Annotated in this window: 17 protein-coding genes and 1 pseudogene; 6 read left to right on the forward strand and 12 right to left on the reverse strand. The window is 36.6% G+C overall.

Annotated elements, in window-relative coordinates; genetic code table 11:
* Positions 1–11: 11 nt before the first annotated feature.
* On the reverse strand, positions 12–371 hold the full coding sequence (gene raiA / locus IPP61_00870) for a ribosome-associated translation inhibitor RaiA (protein ID MBL0323734.1): 360 nt from the start codon (positions 369–371) through the stop codon (positions 12–14).
* 341 nt (positions 372–712) lie between these two features.
* Here raiA and htpG point away from each other — a divergent pair, with 341 nt between their 5' ends.
* Entirely contained in the window at positions 713–2515 is a 1803-nt protein-coding gene (gene htpG / locus IPP61_00875; GenBank protein ID MBL0323735.1) for a molecular chaperone HtpG, read from the forward strand.
* A gap of 112 nt (positions 2516–2627) precedes the next feature.
* Here the strand turns inward: htpG and IPP61_00880 are convergent, their stop codons facing one another.
* From IPP61_00880 to IPP61_00915, 8 genes and pseudogenes are all read right to left on the reverse strand, one after another.
* Complete coding sequence (locus IPP61_00880; GenBank protein ID MBL0323736.1) at positions 2628–3857, reverse strand: serine hydrolase; 1230 nt, start codon at positions 3855–3857, stop codon at positions 2628–2630.
* 49 nt (positions 3858–3906) lie between these two features.
* Positions 3907–4551, reverse strand: a complete 645-nt coding sequence (locus IPP61_00885; GenBank protein ID MBL0323737.1) for a DUF4395 domain-containing protein — start codon at positions 4549–4551, stop codon at positions 3907–3909.
* Positions 4552–4678: 127 nt separating this feature from the next.
* Positions 4679–5358 (reverse strand): annotated as a pseudogene (locus IPP61_00890) (response regulator transcription factor).
* A gap of 5 nt (positions 5359–5363) precedes the next feature.
* Positions 5364–6623, reverse strand: coding sequence for a HAMP domain-containing histidine kinase (locus IPP61_00895; GenBank protein ID MBL0323738.1), 1260 nt, complete (start codon positions 6621–6623; stop codon positions 5364–5366).
* A 155-nt stretch (positions 6624–6778) separates the two neighbouring features.
* Positions 6779–7603: a trypsin-like peptidase domain-containing protein gene (locus tag IPP61_00900; protein MBL0323739.1), complete on the reverse strand. Its 825-nt coding sequence runs from the start codon at positions 7601–7603 to the stop codon at positions 6779–6781.
* Between the two features lie 104 nt (positions 7604–7707).
* On the reverse strand, positions 7708–9333 hold the full coding sequence (locus IPP61_00905; protein MBL0323740.1) for an amidohydrolase: 1626 nt from the start codon (positions 9331–9333) through the stop codon (positions 7708–7710).
* A gap of 182 nt (positions 9334–9515) precedes the next feature.
* Positions 9516–10307, reverse strand: coding sequence for a pirin family protein (locus tag IPP61_00910; GenBank protein MBL0323741.1), 792 nt, complete (start codon positions 10305–10307; stop codon positions 9516–9518).
* A 78-nt stretch (positions 10308–10385) separates the two neighbouring features.
* Positions 10386–11102, reverse strand: a complete 717-nt coding sequence (locus IPP61_00915) for a pirin family protein (protein ID MBL0323742.1) — start codon at positions 11100–11102, stop codon at positions 10386–10388.
* 214 nt (positions 11103–11316) lie between these two features.
* On the opposite strand from IPP61_00915, the gene IPP61_00920 reads away from it, so the two are divergent.
* The 3 genes from IPP61_00920 to aspS all read left to right on the forward strand — a co-directional run bounded on the left by IPP61_00920 (position 11317) and on the right by aspS (position 13930).
* Positions 11317–11730 (forward strand): hypothetical protein, encoded by a 414-nt coding sequence (locus IPP61_00920; GenBank protein MBL0323743.1) that lies wholly within the window; start codon positions 11317–11319, stop codon positions 11728–11730.
* Between the two features lie 156 nt (positions 11731–11886).
* Positions 11887–12114, forward strand: coding sequence for a PspC domain-containing protein (locus tag IPP61_00925; protein ID MBL0323744.1), 228 nt, complete (start codon positions 11887–11889; stop codon positions 12112–12114).
* 67 nt (positions 12115–12181) lie between these two features.
* A complete protein-coding gene (gene aspS, locus IPP61_00930; protein MBL0323745.1) occupies positions 12182–13930 on the forward strand; it encodes an aspartate--tRNA ligase in 1749 nt (582 codons plus the stop codon).
* 67 nt (positions 13931–13997) lie between these two features.
* Here aspS and IPP61_00935 read toward each other — a convergent pair whose 3' ends face one another.
* From IPP61_00935 to IPP61_00945, 3 genes are all read right to left on the reverse strand, one after another.
* Positions 13998–14369 (reverse strand): VanZ family protein, encoded by a 372-nt coding sequence (locus tag IPP61_00935; protein ID MBL0323746.1) that lies wholly within the window; start codon positions 14367–14369, stop codon positions 13998–14000.
* Positions 14366–15475 carry a hypothetical protein gene (locus IPP61_00940; GenBank protein MBL0323747.1) on the reverse strand — a complete coding sequence of 370 codons (1110 nt, stop codon included), beginning with the start codon at positions 15473–15475 and terminating at the stop codon, positions 14366–14368. The genes IPP61_00935 and IPP61_00940 overlap by 4 nt, the downstream gene beginning before the upstream one ends.
* 79 nt (positions 15476–15554) lie before the next feature.
* Entirely contained in the window at positions 15555–16538 is a 984-nt protein-coding gene (locus IPP61_00945) for an acyl-ACP desaturase (protein MBL0323748.1), read from the reverse strand.
* Positions 16539–16668: 130 nt separating this feature from the next.
* Here IPP61_00945 and IPP61_00950 point away from each other — a divergent pair, with 130 nt between their 5' ends.
* Together IPP61_00950 and IPP61_00955 are read left to right on the forward strand one after the other, a co-directional pair.
* Positions 16669–17403 (forward strand): 1-acyl-sn-glycerol-3-phosphate acyltransferase, encoded by a 735-nt coding sequence (locus IPP61_00950; protein ID MBL0323749.1) that lies wholly within the window; start codon positions 16669–16671, stop codon positions 17401–17403.
* Positions 17404–17596: 193 nt separating this feature from the next.
* Positions 17597–18250, forward strand: a complete 654-nt coding sequence (locus IPP61_00955) for a CBS domain-containing protein (protein MBL0323750.1) — start codon at positions 17597–17599, stop codon at positions 18248–18250.
* Positions 18251–18311: the final 61 nt, after the last annotated feature.

An 18311-nucleotide genomic window follows, 5' to 3' on the forward strand; every position in this document is an offset into this window, starting at 1 on the left:
GGCTTTATATTTTAGATATGTTCTTCTTCGACCTCTTCTACTACCGCCTCTTGTGGAGTATCCCGGCCGATTTCTTTAGCTTTTTCTTTAAATTGTTTAACCTTCCTGGTGAGTGTTTCCATGGCCAAATCGGTAGCTGCTTCAAATGTGTCACCTTCTTCTTTCACAAAAATCGAGCTGCCGGGCATATTTAACTTTACTTCTATTAACTTTTTATGGGTATTTAATTTTTCGCCTTTATCTAATCTTAAAAAAACTTCTGAACTGATTATTTTGTCATAAAATGTGTCTAATTTGTTTAATTTTTTTTGGATAAAATCTACTAAAGAATTGTCAGCACTAAATTTTACTGCATTTACTTGAACTTTCATAATTACTAAAATTTTAAGTTGAACACATTGATTTTTTAATTCTGTAACCAATCAATTGGTATGTTGAAAGTATGGAAAATAAAACAAGAATGCAAGAAGTTTTTGTTAAAATTTTGAATGTTTTTGACCAGTGGTATTACTAAAAACCTTTAATACCTTACAATCAAGATTTAACAATTTCTTATGTCAACTTAAAAATATTTTTTGATTTAAATTGTTGAAAAAATTGAAAATTTATTAATAAAAAACAATTCTGTACTCTGACAAAATGTCACAATTTCCCCCTTTGGAACAGCCTTTGTTAATGAATCTGCATTAACATTAAATCAAACTGAAAAATTATGGTAGCTGAAAAAGGTACAATTTCGATTAACACCGAAAACATCTTTCCGATCATTAAAAAATTTCTTTATTCTGACCACGAAATATTTTTGCGTGAGTTGGTTTCAAATGCCGTTGATGCCACCCAAAAAATCAAAAAATTATCATCATTAGGCCAATATGAGGGTGAATTGGGTGATACCAAAATCAAAGTTTCGGTTGATAAAGACGCTAAAACTATCACGATTTCGGACAAAGGTATAGGAATGACCGCCGATGAAATCAAAAAATATATCAACCAGATAGCCTATTCCGGAGCAAAGGAATTTGTAGAAAAATACAACTCAGAAACCGATAAAAGTCAGATAATCGGACAATTTGGCTTAGGATTTTACTCGGCATTCATGGTCGCCAAAGAAGTTGAAATCTTCACAAAGTCGTATCAGGATGCACCCGCAGCCAAATGGAGAAGCGATGGTTCGACCGAATATGAAATCAGTGATTCAGACAAAACTGAAAGGGGTACTGATATTATTTTGCATATCAGTGAAGACAATGAGGAGTTTTTGGAAGAATCAAAAGTAGAGCAGATTTTGACCAAATACGGAAAATTCCTACCGGTTGAAATAGAATTTAAAGAGAAAGTCATCAATAATCCTTCTCCTATTTGGGTAAAACAACCATCGGAACTAAAAGACGAGGATTATCTGGCATTTTATAAAGAACTTTATCCTTACTCTGAAGATCCACTATTCTGGATTCACCTCAATGTGGACTATCCGTTTAATCTTACCGGTGTTTTATATTTCCCTAAAATCAAAAACGACTTTCAACTTAACCGAGAGAAAATCCAGCTTTACAGCCGTCAGGTATTTATTACCGATGATGTAAAAGACGTTGTTCCTGAGTTTTTGCAGCTGCTACATGGGGTTATCGACTCGCCGGATATTCCTTTGAATGTTTCTAGAAGTTACCTACAGGCTGATGGAAATGTAAAACGGATTAATTCTCATATTACTAAAAAAGTAGCCGACAAGCTGGCAGACCTTTTCAAAGATGACCGCAAGGCATTTGAAGAAAAATGGGAATCTATCGGTATGTTTGTGAAATATGGTGTCATTGCCGACGATAAGTTTTATGACAGAGCAAAAGATTTTATCCTATTCAAGAATACTGAAAATCAATACTTTACTATTGACGAGTACAAAGAAAAACTTGAAATCAACCAAAAAGACAAAGACGGTAATGCGGTAGCTCTCTACGCCAACGACATCAGCAAACAAGATGCCTTTATTGCCGGAGCTAAAAAACGCGAGTTTGATGTATTGGTTTTTGATGACGTGCTGGATGCCCATTTTATCAATGCAATCGAAGCCAAAATCGAGAAGTTTCAGTTTAAGCGTGTTGATGCTGATACTTTTGACAAACTGATTGACAAAGGTTTGAAATCTGAAGTAGTGCTTTCGGAAGATGAGAAAAAGAAAGTGGAAGAAACTTTTAAAACACACGTTGGAAACAACATTGTGCAGATAGAGGCTCTTCCTACCGACGAGCTGCCTGTAAGTATTGTGATGCCTGAATTTATGCGTAGATACACCGATATGAGCAAACTCAACGGTCAGTCGGGTATGTTTGGAAATATGCCGGTAATGTATAACCTGGTAGTAAACGGCAATCATCCGCTGATTGGAAAAATAGCCAAAGAAGGCGACGAAAACGGTCTGGCTAAGCAGCTGGTTGATCTGGCACTACTTTCTCAAGGTATGTTGAACGGCAGCGAGCTCACCAAATTTATTGAGAGAAGTGTGCAAAGCCTTGCATAAAATCTTAATATTTAATAGTTTTCAGATATTATTTACTTAAAAAGCCATAAACTCATTTGAAGATTATGGCTTTTTTAGCACCAGACTATTATTCTAAAAGAGAACGCAAAGACTAATTTCCAGACTTACTCCATTTCAAAGCTGCATTAAATACTGCCTCTCTGATTGGATTTACGTTGAAATAATCTTTTGTGGGTTGAAGTCCCATGTTTTGTCTGTTTATCAACAAAACCACTGACAAATTTTCTTCCGGAACAACTGCTATGCTGGTACCGGTAAAGCCTGTATGCCCAAAAGTACCCTTGGGAGCTTTACGCATGAAAGCATTTTGGGGGTCCATCATCCAGCCAAGGCCATTTTTGAAAATATCCTGAGTAGTGAAAAGATTTACAGTTTTTTCGGAAATAAAACGCTTTTTACCCGCTTTGCCCTTATTCTTAAGCATATCTACCAGCTTCTGAATATCCTGAATATCCGAAAAAAGGCCTGCAGCACCAGAAATACCCTCACCGGCATACCAGGCGTTTCCATCATTTACTTCGCCTTTTATCAAATATTGTCGCCAGCCATTCCAGGATTTGGGATCCAGTCCTTCCACCTTAAAACCTAAAGAAGCATCTTCAACCATGCGTTTTTCATATGGATTTCCCGGTGAAGTGGCAGCAAATAAATATTTGGTTTTATCGGGATTAAAACCCGTATTATTCATTTTCAATGGCTCAAAAACCTCAGATTTGAGATATTTATCCAATGTTTTCCCCGAAACTTTTTCAATGATTTCACCTAAAATTGTAAAACCCAGGTCAGAATAATGCCTTTCAGCCCCAACCGGGTATTTCAACGGAAGGTTTTTGATAAAATTGATGGTTTCCAGTCTTTTATTGGAAAAATAATATAAAGGATACCAATCGTACATCCCCGAAGTGTGGGTCAAAAGATGCCTTACAGTAATCAATTTTTTATCACCTTCAGAAAAACCGCTCACGTATTTCGCCACAGGATCCCCTACGTTTAATTTACCCTGGTCATGGAGTTTCATGATGGCAGTGGTAGTTCCGACCACTTTAGTAAGCGAAGCGATGTCAAACAAATGATTGACTGTCATAGGCTCGGGATTTTCAGAAATGGATTCGTCAAAATCTTTCAATTTTGCATAGCCATAAGCTTTTTTCAGCAAAACCTTTTCTCCCTTTTTTATGCAAACAACTGCCCCGGGAATATTGCTTTTTTCAATATTTTGGAGAATAGCTGCACTCACTTCTTTGTCGAGATTATCAACAGAAATATTTTGTGCAAATGCCGAAAAGCCAAGTGACAATAAAAAAAGAATGAAAAATTTCATGAGGCAGGTTTATTTTCTGAAATCCAAAAATACCTTATTTCAGGAATAATCACCAGTTTTTTATTACTTCCATTAGTTCCTGAGGTTTAATGCTTAAATAATCCTTTGAGAAATAACCAATTACAATAAGTGCCGCTAAAAATAATACGACAGCAATCCATTGAGAAGCATTGGTTTTCTGAATTTCCTGACGGTCTTTGAGTTCACAGATTTCTCCCGGACAATATCTTGCCTGTCCTTTGTAAAACAAGCCATAGATTTTGCATCCGATACAATAATTAAATGCTAACTCTGAAAACATGAAAATCATACAAATAAGACATGTAAGACCGGTAACCGGACCATAAGCATTAAGAATGTCAATATGAATAAACATAGCTGCAGATAAACCAAAACCAATATACCATGCAAATTTTTTCTGTGCTGCACCTACATAAAGTGGCGTCTGATTTCTAACCAAAAAACGGGCGATTACCAAAGAAGGTGAGTATTTGGGACTGATAAAAATCCGGATGGCCATATCGGTCATAAATGCCGGAATAAAGTACTTTATCATGATAAAATCGCCTCCAAAGATAATTTTCCAGAAGGAAGTTATCAGTAAGAGAAACAAGATTCCCGCAGCTCCACGGATTTCTCTTTCATTCAATACCGGAATGTCATATCCCGCAACAGTCTCGCCAAATTGTTTCATATAATATTTGATTTTTTCTACAAAAAAAGGTCAGGTAAAGTTTTGATTCACAGAAAAGTACATCAATGGAAAAATTTCCTGATGGCAGGGAGAAATGGCAATTTGACAAAAAAAATAAAGGTAAAAATCAGCAATTAAGCTTAAAACCAACACCGTGAATATTTTCGATCTTAATTTTGGATCTCCTGATAGCATTTTTCTAATGCGAGTCACGAAAACATCCATACTTCTGCCCAAAAAGTAATCGTCACGACCCCAAATGGCGGTAAGAATATCTTCGCGTTTGGCAATTTGGTTTTTTCTTTCCAACAAAAACTTCAAAACTTCCGCTTCACGATGAGTAAGTTTCTGAATATCACCATTTCTGACAATGGTTTGCTGTGAAAAACTAAAATCATATTCACCACAAGAAAACTGGTCGGTGGTGGCTGTTGAATCAGAAACAGCATTTCTTTTTAAAAACACTCTTATTCTAAGTACCAGTTCTTCTATACTGAAAGGCTTGGTAATGTAATCATCCCCGCCAATTTTAAGTCCGGTAATTTTGTCCTCCTGCAGGTTTTTAGCAGTTAGAAATATGATTGGAATCTGTGAATTCTGGGTTCTTATTTTTTCGGCCAATGAAAATCCATCGAGTTCAGGCAGGTTTACATCAAGAAGGCACAAATCAAATTTCTCCTTTTTAAAAGTTTTCCATGCCTCTTTACCGTCATGAAAATGTAAAATCTCAAAACCTTCTTCCTCCAGGCTGTCTTTGGTTACAAATCCCAGATTGGGGTCATCTTCTACATATAATATTTTTGCCATTGTTCTTAGTCTGGTTGAGGTATGATAATTTCAAATTTGGTGCCAACCCCTACTTCACTTGACACTTCAATTTTCCATTTATGAAGATTAATAATTTCTTTTACATAATTTAATCCCAAACCAAAACCCTTAACATTATGCAGGTTACCGGTTGGCACACGATAAAATTTGTTGTAAATCTTAGCCAGGTGTTCTTTTGGAATCCCAATACCTTTGTCTTCGATCCAAACCACTAAAGCATTGGTCTCATTTCGGGTTCCAATCGTAATAAAAGGTGGCTTGGGCGAATACTTTTTCGCATTGTCGATCAGATTTCTGATTACATTCATAAGGTGCATTCTGTCGGCAAAAATAGTAGTTTTTGTTGCCTGCAATTGCAACTGGAAATTCTCTTCTAATTCGGCTTTCAGGCTATCGGATACCTCGGCAACTATTTCGTGAATTTCCTGCATTTTAATATCCAGTTCCATCTGGCCACGGCCGATTCGAGCGGTTGCCAGTACTGCCTCCACCTGGTTTTTCAGCCGGTTATTCTCCTGTTTTATTATCTGAACATATCTTTGAAGTCTTTCGGGCTGATCCAAAATTTTCCCCTGACTCAGCACATCCGTTGCGATTTTTATAGTAGAAATGGGTGTCTGAAACTCATGGGTCATGTTATTGATAAAATCACGTTGTACTTCACTCAGCCTTTTTTGTTTCAAAATAACAAACATAGAATATGCAAAAAAGGCCATGACCACCATTGTGATGATCGATGAAATCATCCAAAAGTCGAGCTTGCCTGTGATATAGCTATCCTGGTTGGGGAATTTTACTGCAAAATAATTGAGAAATTGGTCCGATTTGGGCATTGTGGCAGCATGGTTAACTTCCTCAATCTCATAATTTTTGTTGATATGCCCACCAAAAACGATTTTATCTGTGTCGCAGTTATAAATTCCATATTCAAATTCTGCGTTAATATTATTCTTCCTGAATTCCTCTTTGAGCAAATGCTCCAATATTTCCTGTCCCAACGGAACCCTGAGATTTACAACATAATAGTCAGAACTAACCTGATCTACCGGATTTTCAAAATTTGAAAGTTTATAGGAAGCTGATATCTGATTGGCAACATTGCGAAGCGATACCATTACGGTCTGGTTAAATTGCTGACTTTTCAGATCAAATGCTCTTTTGACCCAATAAATCTGAATGGCGAGAATTCCTGTAATTGCAATAACTCCCAGAATAATTACTAAACGTATGGTACTTCTGCTCAATTTTTACTAGGGTTTAGCTTAGCTTTGGTTGTTTTGTACAAATATAATACTCTTTTTTAAGATTTTTTAATATTGAATTTTCTAAATCCGTCATTTTAAATGAATTCTTAACCTAATTATCCGGAATCTGATAATAAAAAGTATATAAAAACTCCTTAAGCAGAATAATATTTCACTTTGTGGAAATCCAAAAATTTCAAAATGGTTTCGACATGAACACCCCAACCCACATTCAGGAATTGATTTTCTTCTATTTCAATCTCATCTTTTTTTATTTTGGGAGAAAAACCCAGAGGTAAGTGGCGGGTTTGAGATTGCAAAGCCCAAATATTTCCATCTTTGTCAAAAGTTGGTCCGCCGCTTTGGCCTCGTAAACCCGGAGAACTGGTTTCCAGCCACTTAAACTCAAATATTCCATCCTGACTTTTACCCGAAATTATGTTTCTGGTCATGATACCGTCGATTGGAAACATCGGAATCGGAAAAATGGACTGATCGTATATAAAGCTCCGCATGTTTTCATTGTAACTTACTTTTACATCATAAAAAGGAAAGCCAAGCTTACACAATGACGTACCCGGACTGATACGCGATGAGTTGATAAATTTTGGGTATTGTTTTACAAAATCAGGGTTATAATTTTCGATTTTCCCTATGGCCAGATCATTATCTTGTAAAATATGAAAACTATTGACTTTGTGGTGGTCGGCTCCAAACCAAACCGAATGTTGGAGAATCCATTTTGGATTTGGACTAACTGAAGTATTCGTTTTCTGTTTGATAAATTCCTGATATTGAACCACATGTTGTTGATGGGCCAACATGCCACTCAATACATGGGCTGCCGTCATAAACCAGCCTTCCTCGTTAATAATTACAAAAGCCCCCACACCACTTTCCAAGGTTCCGTCCATCAATTTTGATGAAATTAAAACGGGAAAAGTATATTTTGAGGCTAGTTTATAGGCATCTGAAAACATATTTTTGAGCTTTTAACTTATGGCTTCCGGCGTACATTTAGTTTTTTTTTTAAATTATTTTTTTCTAAAGATTCTGATTCAAAGATAATTTTCTTATAGAATCATCAATAAACCCTCTCTCCACCAACCCAGGTTTGAAGCACTTTTACTGACCTGATTTTGGACAACTCTATGGTCATAATATCTTCTTCAAGTACCACAAAATCAGCCATTTTACCCTGTTCTATACTTCCTCTTTCTTTTTCTTCGAAATTGGCATAAGCACTCCAGAGTGTCATGGCTTTCAAAGCTTCTTTTCTTGAAATGGCGTTTTCGTTTTGGAATCCTCCTTCAGGCCAATTTTTAGCATCCTGACGGGCTACTGCGGCATGAAAACTAAAAAGGGGATTAATGTACTCAACAGGAAAATCGCTCCCATTTGCCAAAACACCATTTTGCTTCATCAAATCATTGAATGCATACGCATGTTTTTCCCTTTCCGCACCGAGCCGTTTCCCCGCCCAATACATGTCAGAAGTAGCATGAGTAGCCTGCACCGAAGGAATAATGGAAAATTTGGAAAATTTAGGCACATCTGATGGGTTAACTACCTGGCAGTGCTCGATTCGCCAGCGACGATTATTTTTTTGTTTTAAATATTTCCCATAAAGATCCAATACCAATCGATTGGCAGAATCGCCGATACAGTGAGTATTTGCCTGATAGTCAGATTTATATATTTGCTCAAAAAACTTATCCATCTCGTTTTTTGAAGTTAGTAAAAATCCTGAATTACCGGGGTCATCACTGTAAGGTTTCAACAGGCAGGCACCTCTAGAGCCCAATGCCCCATCACCATAGATTTTAAATGACCGCACATTGATACGGTCTGTTTTTATAATACCTCTTTTGGTGAAATAATCCAAATTTCTCAAACCAACTGACACCATCACGTAATCCCGGATTTTGAGGGAGCCTTCGTTGTGCATTTTCATCAATAACTCTATATCTTCCTGGCTCGCTCCTGCTTCAGAAACGGTTGTTAGACCCACTTTAAAGCATTCTTTTTGAGCTTCCAATATCATTTTTCGCATTTGAGCTTCTGTCTCGCCTGGCATCACCCTTTTGAGCAAACCCATGGCATTGTCAATCAAAATCCCAGTTAGCTGACCATCCAGAACCTCCACTGCCCCGCCAGGCACTTTGGATGCTGGAGAAATTTTGGCTAATTGTAAAGCTTTTGAATTGGCCAAAAGTGCATGACCATCTATTCTTGTCAGCATCACTGGTATATCCGGAAAAATCGCATCCAGAGCTTCGTTATTGGGAAATTCTTTAATTTTCCAATCGTTCTGGTCCCAGCCACGACCAATTATCCATTCGTTGTCCGGATTTTTGATTCTAAATTCTTTTAGTCTTTCTAAAATCTCTTCAAAAGATTCAGCTCCCACCAAATCACATTGCGAGAGCATTTCACCAAAACCAATAAAATGAGAATGTGGATCATAAAATCCAGGGAAGACCGCCTTTCCTCCTAAATCAATTGTTTTTTTTGGGGAAAACTTTTTTTGCAAATTGCTTAATGATGAAACCTCAACAATTCTCCCTTTATCGACCACAAATGCTGTTTCAATTTTAAAAGCCGCATTGACTGTGTAAACTTTCGCATTGCTTATCATTAAATCAACAGGGCGTTTTTGGGCGAAGGAACCAACACTCAAAAGCAATATTAGTAAAAAAGTTTTTTTCATATTTTTTAAAAATTTATAGAAAACATAATCGATGGATACATCAAATGCCTTCCGAATCTTATTCTAATGCAAAATATGGTGTTTAGGCAGAATAAAAAAAGAAAACTTAAACTGTTTCGAAATCGGGCTGGTAAAAGCCTTCACTCAAATGTTTAAGTTTCAATTTTAAAAAAAACAAACTATTACATAATTCCCATTTTTCCCATCTGGTAGTCCCGCATGGCCTGCATAATCTCGGTGGTGGTGTTCATCACAAACGGCCCCTGAGCCACCATGGGTTCATTGATGGGAGTTCCGGTGCCAAAAATCAATCGGGTATCGGCATCAGCAAGCAATTCAATACTTTCTCCTTCGCCTTCAAATTGCACGAGTTGGGTACCTATGACCAACTTTGAATTTACTTTCACTTCTCCATCAAGCACATATAAAAGTATATTTTTTTCGATAGGAACACTGAGATTTAATTTTCCATCTTTTGCAATTTTGATATTTAAAAACTCCAGACCGGTTATAGAATTTGCCACTCCTTTTTGACCCTGAAAATCACCGGAAATTACCGACACTTCCACTTTCCCCTCATCGGTAATTACTAACGGGATGTCACTTTTCTGAAAGCCCTGATAATTTGCGGCTGTCATTTTTTGAGCTGCCGGCAGATTCATCCATAGTTGAATTATCTCCATCGGACCGCCGTTTTCACGTTGATTGGCAGAAAGATTTTCAGAATGGACAATTCCTCTTCCGGCGGTCATCCACTGCACCCCTCCATCTTTTATTACACTCTTAAATCCCTGGCTGTCGGCATGCTCGATTTCCCCTTCGAAAATAAAGGTAAGCGTTTCGAAACCCCGATGTGGATGTGGCCCAAATGGAAGCCCCTGATTATAAGGCTCAAAAACATGAGGACCATGATGATGCAAAAGCAAAAATGGGCTAATTTGGTCAACCCCGACATCAGGAAGTGGCTGGTACATTTTATGCTCCCCCACTCTTTGTGCTGTAGTCGAGCTTATTCTTTTTATTTTTCGTAACATGATATTTTTATGTTAAAATCAAAAAGTCATTGGTACTTCGATAAGAAGAAGGGATGCATTTTCATCCCCGGAAATCGAAACCTCATTTGTTTCCCAAACACCCAAACTATCTCTTGTGTTCAATTTTATATCTCCAAGACTTACTTTTCCTTCCAAAACAAAAAACCAGAGGCCATTACCCTCTTTTTTAATTCGATAATCAATAGTTTTTCCGGCTTCTAATTCAAGCATAGAAAACCATGAGCTTTGATTGATTTTAACACCTGTTTCATTACTTCCAACTGGTGAAACAATGGTCTGCCATTTATTTTTTCTCTCAGAAACATCAAAAAAATTCTGATCATACGATGGTGTCAAACCTTTTTTATCGGGAAAAACCCAAATCTGCAAAAACTTAACCGGCTCCTTACCGCTTTGATTTTTCTCCGAGTGAGTCACACCAGTACCGGCTGACATAATTTGAATTTCTCCATTCCTGATTACAGTGGTATTTCCCATGCTGTCACCGTGCTCAAGGGCCCCTTCAAGAGGAATCGAAACAATCTCCATGTTGTCGTGCGGATGCTTACCAAAGCCCATCCCTGGAGCCACAAAGTCGTCATTTACAACTCTTAGGGCTCCAAAGTTTACCTGATCTGGGTTGTAAAAATTGGCAAAGCTAAATGTATGAAACGATTTCAACCAACCATGATTGGCAAATCCCCTATCTTCTGATTTTATTAGTCTTGTTTTCATATTATACTTTTGTATTTAATGTTATTACATTTAAATTAAATAAATAGTTCAATAATTTTTTTGAAAAAAATTTTTCCATTAAAATTCATTTAAATATTATTGTGGCATTGATTGGATTCAGTTAGTTATTAGAAAACTTTGAAATTTTTAAAAAATAAAAGCAACGATTGACCCAAATAAATCATCTGTAAATTAAACCTAAAAAATGAAAAAAATGAAAAAAGTAATTCTCAGCATCTTGTTTATTTTGGTAACTGTTTTTGCATGGTCAAATGATGAATTCTCTTATTCTGAAAACGACTTAAACTTTGACAATCTTAATAAACTTGAAAGTTATATTAACAGTCATCCAGGAACCACAATGGAGGTTTTAAAGTCTGAAAAAAGCGAGTTGCTCTCTGGCATTGCGATTGAAGAATCGACATTGAGTACCATCAATTTAGAAGGAGATATGCCGATTGTTGGTAGCTTTTGGTGGGGATGTTGCCTTGGAGTGGTTGGGTTATTATTGGTTTATTTCATTACCGACAATGACAAAGACCAGGTAAAATCAGCAGTTTGGGGTTGCTTAATAGCAACCGTTTTATGGGGAATGGGCGGTCTATGGAACCCATTTGGATGGTTTTAATTATTTTAAAAATCAGTTTCATGGCTCCCAATAAAATTTGAGGGGCCATTTTTTTTGGTAAAAACCTATACTAATTTGTAAATCAATTATTAAAAATCTAATTGTCAATTTCTGAATTTTAGTATATTGCGTTAAATTACTTATTCAAAAAAAACCATGGAAAAAAAATTATACAGAACACATGGAGCTGAAGCTATGTTTTTGGGAATTTGCGGTGGCTTAGGTAAATATTTCGAGATTGATTCAACAATAGTTAGGGTAGCGTTTGCTCTTATTACTTTTTTTAGTTTTGGCTCTTTAGTAGTCGTGTATTTTATTTTAGCATTGATTATTCCGAAAGAGCCTGGCATTCAAAACCCAAATTCTCAGCCTCCAGCCCAATAAACTTTTTAAATAAACATCAATCGAGCCGAACATTTTCTTAATTTTGCAGCCTAATTTTAAGAAATTTATGTTGAGAACACATACTTGTGGAGAGCTAAGGATTGAAAATCTTAACCAAAATGCCGAATTGTGCGGATGGGTACAACGTATCCGTGACAAGGGAGGCATGATTTGGATAGATCTTCGTGATAGATATGGAATAACCCAGTTAATCTTTGAAGAAGGTAAAACTTCCCCTGAAATTCTTGAAGCAGCCCGTGCTTTAGGTCGGGAATTTGTAATCAAAGCTAAAGGAATTGTAATAGAAAGACTTTCTAAAAATGATAAAATCGAAACCGGAGAAATTGAACTTAGGGTTGAAAGTCTGGAAATATTAAACCCTGCCAAACTTCCTCCATTTTTGATTGAAGATGATACCGACGGTGGTGATGAGCTCAGATTGAAGTATCGTTATCTGGATTTAAGAAGAAATTCAGTCAGACAAAACCTCCTTTTAAGACACAAAGTAGCTCAACAAACCCGAATCTACATGGATTCGCATGATTTTATTGAAGTTGAAACCCCAGTTTTAATCAAATCAACCCCTGAAGGTGCCCGTGATTTTGTGGTTCCCAGCCGGATGAATCCCGGCGAATTCTATGCTTTACCACAGTCTCCACAAACTTTCAAACAATTGTTGATGGTTTCAGGGTTTGACCGCTACTATCAGATCGTCAAATGCTTCAGAGATGAGGATCTGCGTGCTGACCGACAGCCGGAATTCACTCAGATTGACTGTGAAATGTCTTTTGTGGAGCAAGAGGATGTGCTTAATATGTTTGAAGGTCTGGTAAGACACCTATTCAAAACTGTAAAAAATATCGACTTACAGGAGGTCCCTAGAATGACCTACGCCGATGCCATGAAGTATTATGGCTCTGACAAACCAGACACCCGGTTTGAAATGAAATTTGTGGAATTGAATCACATGGTACAAGGAAAAGGTTTTCAGATATTTGACGATGCTGAATTAGTTGTAGGAATAAATGCCGGCGGATGTGCTGAATACACCCGTAAGCAGGTAGATGAATTGACTGATTGGATAAAAAGACCACAAATCGGTGCTAAAGGCTTAGTTTATATTCGCTATAACTCCGATGGAACTTTAAAATCTTCAGTTGATAAATTTTATAGTGAAGATGACTTGAAAGCTATAGCGACTGCTTTCGAGGCAAAACCTGGTGATTTGATTTTGGTTTTATCAGGAAAAGCAGATAAAGCCAGAAAACAACTCAATGAACTCAGATTAGAAATGGGTAGCAGATTGGGGCTTAGAAATCCTTTTGATTACAAGGTCCTTTGGGTTGTAGATTTTCCGCTTTTAGAATTTGGTGAAGAAGAAAACCGTTGGTTTGCAATGCACCATCCGTTTACATCTCCAAAGCCTGAAGATATTCCATTGCTGGATACAGATCTTGGTAAAGTAAGAGCCAATGCCTATGACATGGTTATAAACGGAACCGAAGTAGGAGGAGGGTCAGTAAGGATTTTCCAGAGACCATTACAAAAGAGAATGTTTGAGATACTTGGATTTACTGATGAAGAAGCCAAAAAACAGTTTGGATTCCTGATGGATGCCTTTGAGTTCGGAGCACCTCCGCATGCCGGTTTGGCATTTGGATTTGACCGATTGGTTTCATTGTTTGGCGGGGCAGAATCAATCAGAGATTTTATAGCTTTCCCTAAAAACAACAGTGGACGTGACGTGATGATTGACTCACCATCAAGTATCTCCGACTTGCAGCTCAAGGAGTTAAGTATTGCTGTGAAAATCTAAAAACAATATATTTAAAAGAAAAAGAGGACAATTTTGTCCTCTTTTTTTATGTCAAATTCTAAAATATTTACCGAAAAAATTTCAAAACATATTTTTTAAAGAAATATACAATTATCAATCCCAAAACAATACCCAGCGTATCAGCAAGGATGTCGGCATATTCGAAACCCCTGTGAAAATCAAGTGGAAGGTTTTTTTGTACTATTTCTATAAAAATTGCATAAACAAAAAGTCCACCAAATACTTTGAAGTAGTTTTTCAGATACAATAACCATAAAAAAGCCATTGTCCCAAATGCCAGGAAATGAGCAGTTTTATCATCAGTACCTGTTGTGGGAATCTGTTTAGAAGGAATAAAACAAAGAATTCCAATAAAAATTGTAATTATTAAAGATGCTGAAATATTATTTTCAAGAAAAGAAATAAACTTTTTAATCATTTTATAGAAATGTAATCTGTACCATCGGAAAACAAAACGAATTTATTTGCTCCAGCTTTATTGATAATTGTATTTCGGGTTTCGTTTCCATCAAAAAAAGGTACATTAAGGGTAATAGACCCACTACCTACATTTGAGATACTCCAGGTTTTACCGGTACGTGTACCTGGTGCCGGAAGTATATAATTTGCATTACCCCCTTTATGAATATATATTTCTATGGTATCAATCAAGGTTGCATCTGCAACTGTAACCTGAAAACTTCGTACCTGATCTGCCAGATTACTTTTGCTTACTTCACCAGCAGCATTAACTACCATAATACTAGAAGGTGAGGACGACGTGGCCAGACCTTTTACCTTTAAAGGATTAGAAACCGCATCGATTGTCAAAGCATGAGTAACATCCTGGGTACCAATACCAACTTTTCCTCCAAAAAAATTATTTAAAATAGTTGGTTTAATAAAAATCCCCCAACCTTTGGTAATCATCGAGGTGTTTACCCCTCTGAAATCTTCGAATCTTATTCCATAAAAATTGTCAATAATCGCCGGATTACCCGCACTTTGGTCTGTAAAAAACCTAAGGTTAAGCATGTCAAATTCCGTATTGCGGTAGGCCCTTCCACTATTTCCAAATGTTCCTGAGAGCTTAACTACTGCAGTTTTGGCCAATGTACCACCGTCACGAAATCCTACAGAGTCACTAATTCCTCTGAAAAAATTAAACTCAGCTGTACTTGTATGTACATCAGTAAAATTGGTATTGGGTTTGAAATTGGCATAATGATTGGCCACGAATACATTATGGGCTTCCTGAGTATCGGTTGCAAGACCAACAGTTGTAGTATCATTTACACCAAGTGGTTCGTTTACACTCACATAAATACCACGATTATTTATAGTGCGATATTTATCGGTAACCATTAATTTACTGTTATAGGGAGAATTAAATGCATGGGATATTGCAACTCCACCGTACCGCCAAATAACGGTCGAGTCATCGTTATTATAAATCTGAGTAGTATCTTTTTTCCAGTTTGAAACTTGCCCAAAAAGATTGCCTGTACATAGAATTACAACTAAGACCGTAAACAATACCCTCATTCTAATTGTATAATTGCCCTAAAACTAATCTTTTAACAATTATTTGACAAATTTTAAGCCAAATTGACCAATATTTTGATTATCTGGTAATCCAGCTAAACTCATATTCAATTTCAGGAATTTTGGTTCTGTCGGCAATTCGCTTGAGACGGTCAGGTAAAGCCACAACATAATCACGTGCCTTTTCTGCTGCTCCATTTAAGTCTGTTAATTTTTCAATTTTCCAATCCAAAATCAAATCTTCCAATATCTGAATATAATCAAGCGTAGTATAAACCCCCAACCTTTGGGCAGAATCAGAGAAATGAGAAAAAACTGAACCGATTTTTTCTCCGGTTTCTCTCAGAAAATGTGCCGGCATCACAATTTTTTTCTTCATCATATCTTCAAAAGCCAGCATCATTTCACTTGGATCAACCTCAAATATTTTCGAAATAAAAGTTTTGTATGCCTTAGCATGACGCATCTCATCGGCTGCTATCACTCCACATATTTTGGATAAATGCGGATTACCATATTTCTTGGCCAGGGTTGCTGTTCTTCTATGCGAGATATTGGTTGCCAATTCCTGAAAAGAAGTATAAACAAAATTCCGGTAAGGGTCAGAGTCAGTGCCTATATCAAATCCGTCGGCAATCAACCACTGCGTAGAAACCTCCATTTCACGCATATTTACCCTTCCAGAGAGATATAAATACTTGTTCAGCAAATCTCCGTGACGATTTTCTTCTGCTGTCCACCACCTGTTCCATTTAACCCAGCTTGTATCTTTTTGAGCCACCTGATTGACTCCAACCATATTCATGAGCCAGGACTCATATGTAGGAAGGGCCTCTTCAGTAATGGTATCTCCAACTAATACAGCAATGTAATCATATGGAAGTTCACTGCAGGCTTCCTGCAAGAGTTTAACTTCATTAACAAAATCTTCGCGGGAAGCATCAGGAAGGAAATCAGAAGGCTGCCAATTTGATTCAATCGGGTTTAAAAATTCTTCAATCAGGGTGTCCACTTCCTTCCCGATGTGGTTCATCACCTCGATTCTTGTTTTTAGCAATTCCATCAACAATCAATATTTATAAAACAAAAATAAACCAAATAACACGCACTACCTAACCGGTATCGTCTTTTTGGGTATAATTTCGCACAGAACTTACAGGAAAAATCGTAACTTTGCAAAAAAAAGCTATAGAATGAAAAGAGTTTTAGACTACATCTTAAGTGTTATTTATGTGGTCTGGTTTGGGCTAATTCTTGTTATTTTTCATGGAATTCAAGCTTTTGCATATAATATTTTTGGGCAAAAAGCACATCAGAAAACTGTAGAGTGGATGAACTTCCTGATAGTTTACGGATGGTATTTTACAGGATCAGGGGTAAGCTTCAAGGAAAGCCAAAAATTGAGTGAGGGCACTTCAAAAATATTTATAGCCAATCACCAAAGTATGTTTGATATTCCGGGAATCATTTGGTTTTTGAGAAAACAAACACCCTTATTTATTTCAAAAAAAGAACTTTCTAAAGGAATTCCGGGTATTTCATATAATCTTAGAGCAGGTAAAGCCGCCTTGATTGACCGCAATGACCCAAAGCAGGCAATTGCGGAAATTATCAGATTTGCCACTTATGTTAAAGAAAAAAAGTTTTCGGCGGTGATTTTCCCTGAAGGTACGCGTTCCAGAACAGGTAAGTTGAAGCCATTTGCAGTAGGTGGTGTAGCCACTCTGATTAAAAAAATTCCTAATGCCGAAATTGTACCTATTGCAATAAAAAATACGGGAAAATTCAATCCTACCGGTATTTTTCCGTTAAGAAGTTTTGTACACATGTCATGGACAACTCTCGATCCGATTGATAAAAAAGGTAAAACACCTGAAGAAATTACAAGAGAGGCTGAAAATGCGATTAAGGAATTTTTGGGACAATAAAACAAGTCCAAATTGATTAATTTTTGAAAAAAAATTCAGCGAAATATATTTTTTATATAAAAGCAAGTTAATTTCAGTATGATTTTTGAAAGAAATTATAAAACATTGATTTAGTAGGAAATTTAAACTTATACTCTAAATTTCCTAAAAATATAATCTGAAATATATTTACAGGCTAAAAACAGCTTAAAGAATGGTTGCCAAAGATTTGTTAAGTACAGACATCCCGGTTTTAAGGCCTTCTGACAATGTGGACAGAGCCTTACAACTTATGGCTGACTTTAAGTATTCTCAATTGCCTTTGGTCAATAATAAACAATACCTTGGTATATTTACTGAAGATCACCTGCTCAATTATGATTTTGATACCCTCCTTGAGGAAATTGAACCGATTGACTACAATATCGAAATAGATGAAAATTTTCCACTTGTGGAAATTATTAAGTCATTTCGTAATGATAACATTGAGTTTCTTCCGGTTCAGGGCAAAGGTGAATTTAAAGGTATAATTGAGCGAAAGACAGCATTTCAGACCTTGGTTGACAAAATGGTGCTCTCCGAAAACGGCGGATTAATAGAAATAAAAACCAATGAAGGCGATTACCAATTGTCTGACATTTCCAGAATAATTGAGCAGGAATCCGGGAAAATCATGAGCATGTTTTTGAGTCATGATATGTTTAATAATCTGCTGATTACACTTAAAATAGATGTGTCTCAGATAAGCCCGATAGTAAGCTCCTTAGAAAGACACGGATACGAAGTAAGCTCATATTATGCTTCTGAACCTGTAACAAATCTGGAAAAAGACCGTTACGATTTACTCATGAAATATCTGAGTATTTGATTTTGGGTAAAACCTGAGTCATTTTTTCTGTCAAAAACTTATCCCTTCTTTTTTTAATATT

Source organism: Cytophagaceae bacterium (assembly GCA_016722655.1).
In the GTDB taxonomy this organism is placed as follows: domain Bacteria; phylum Bacteroidota; class Bacteroidia; order Cytophagales; family Spirosomataceae; genus Leadbetterella.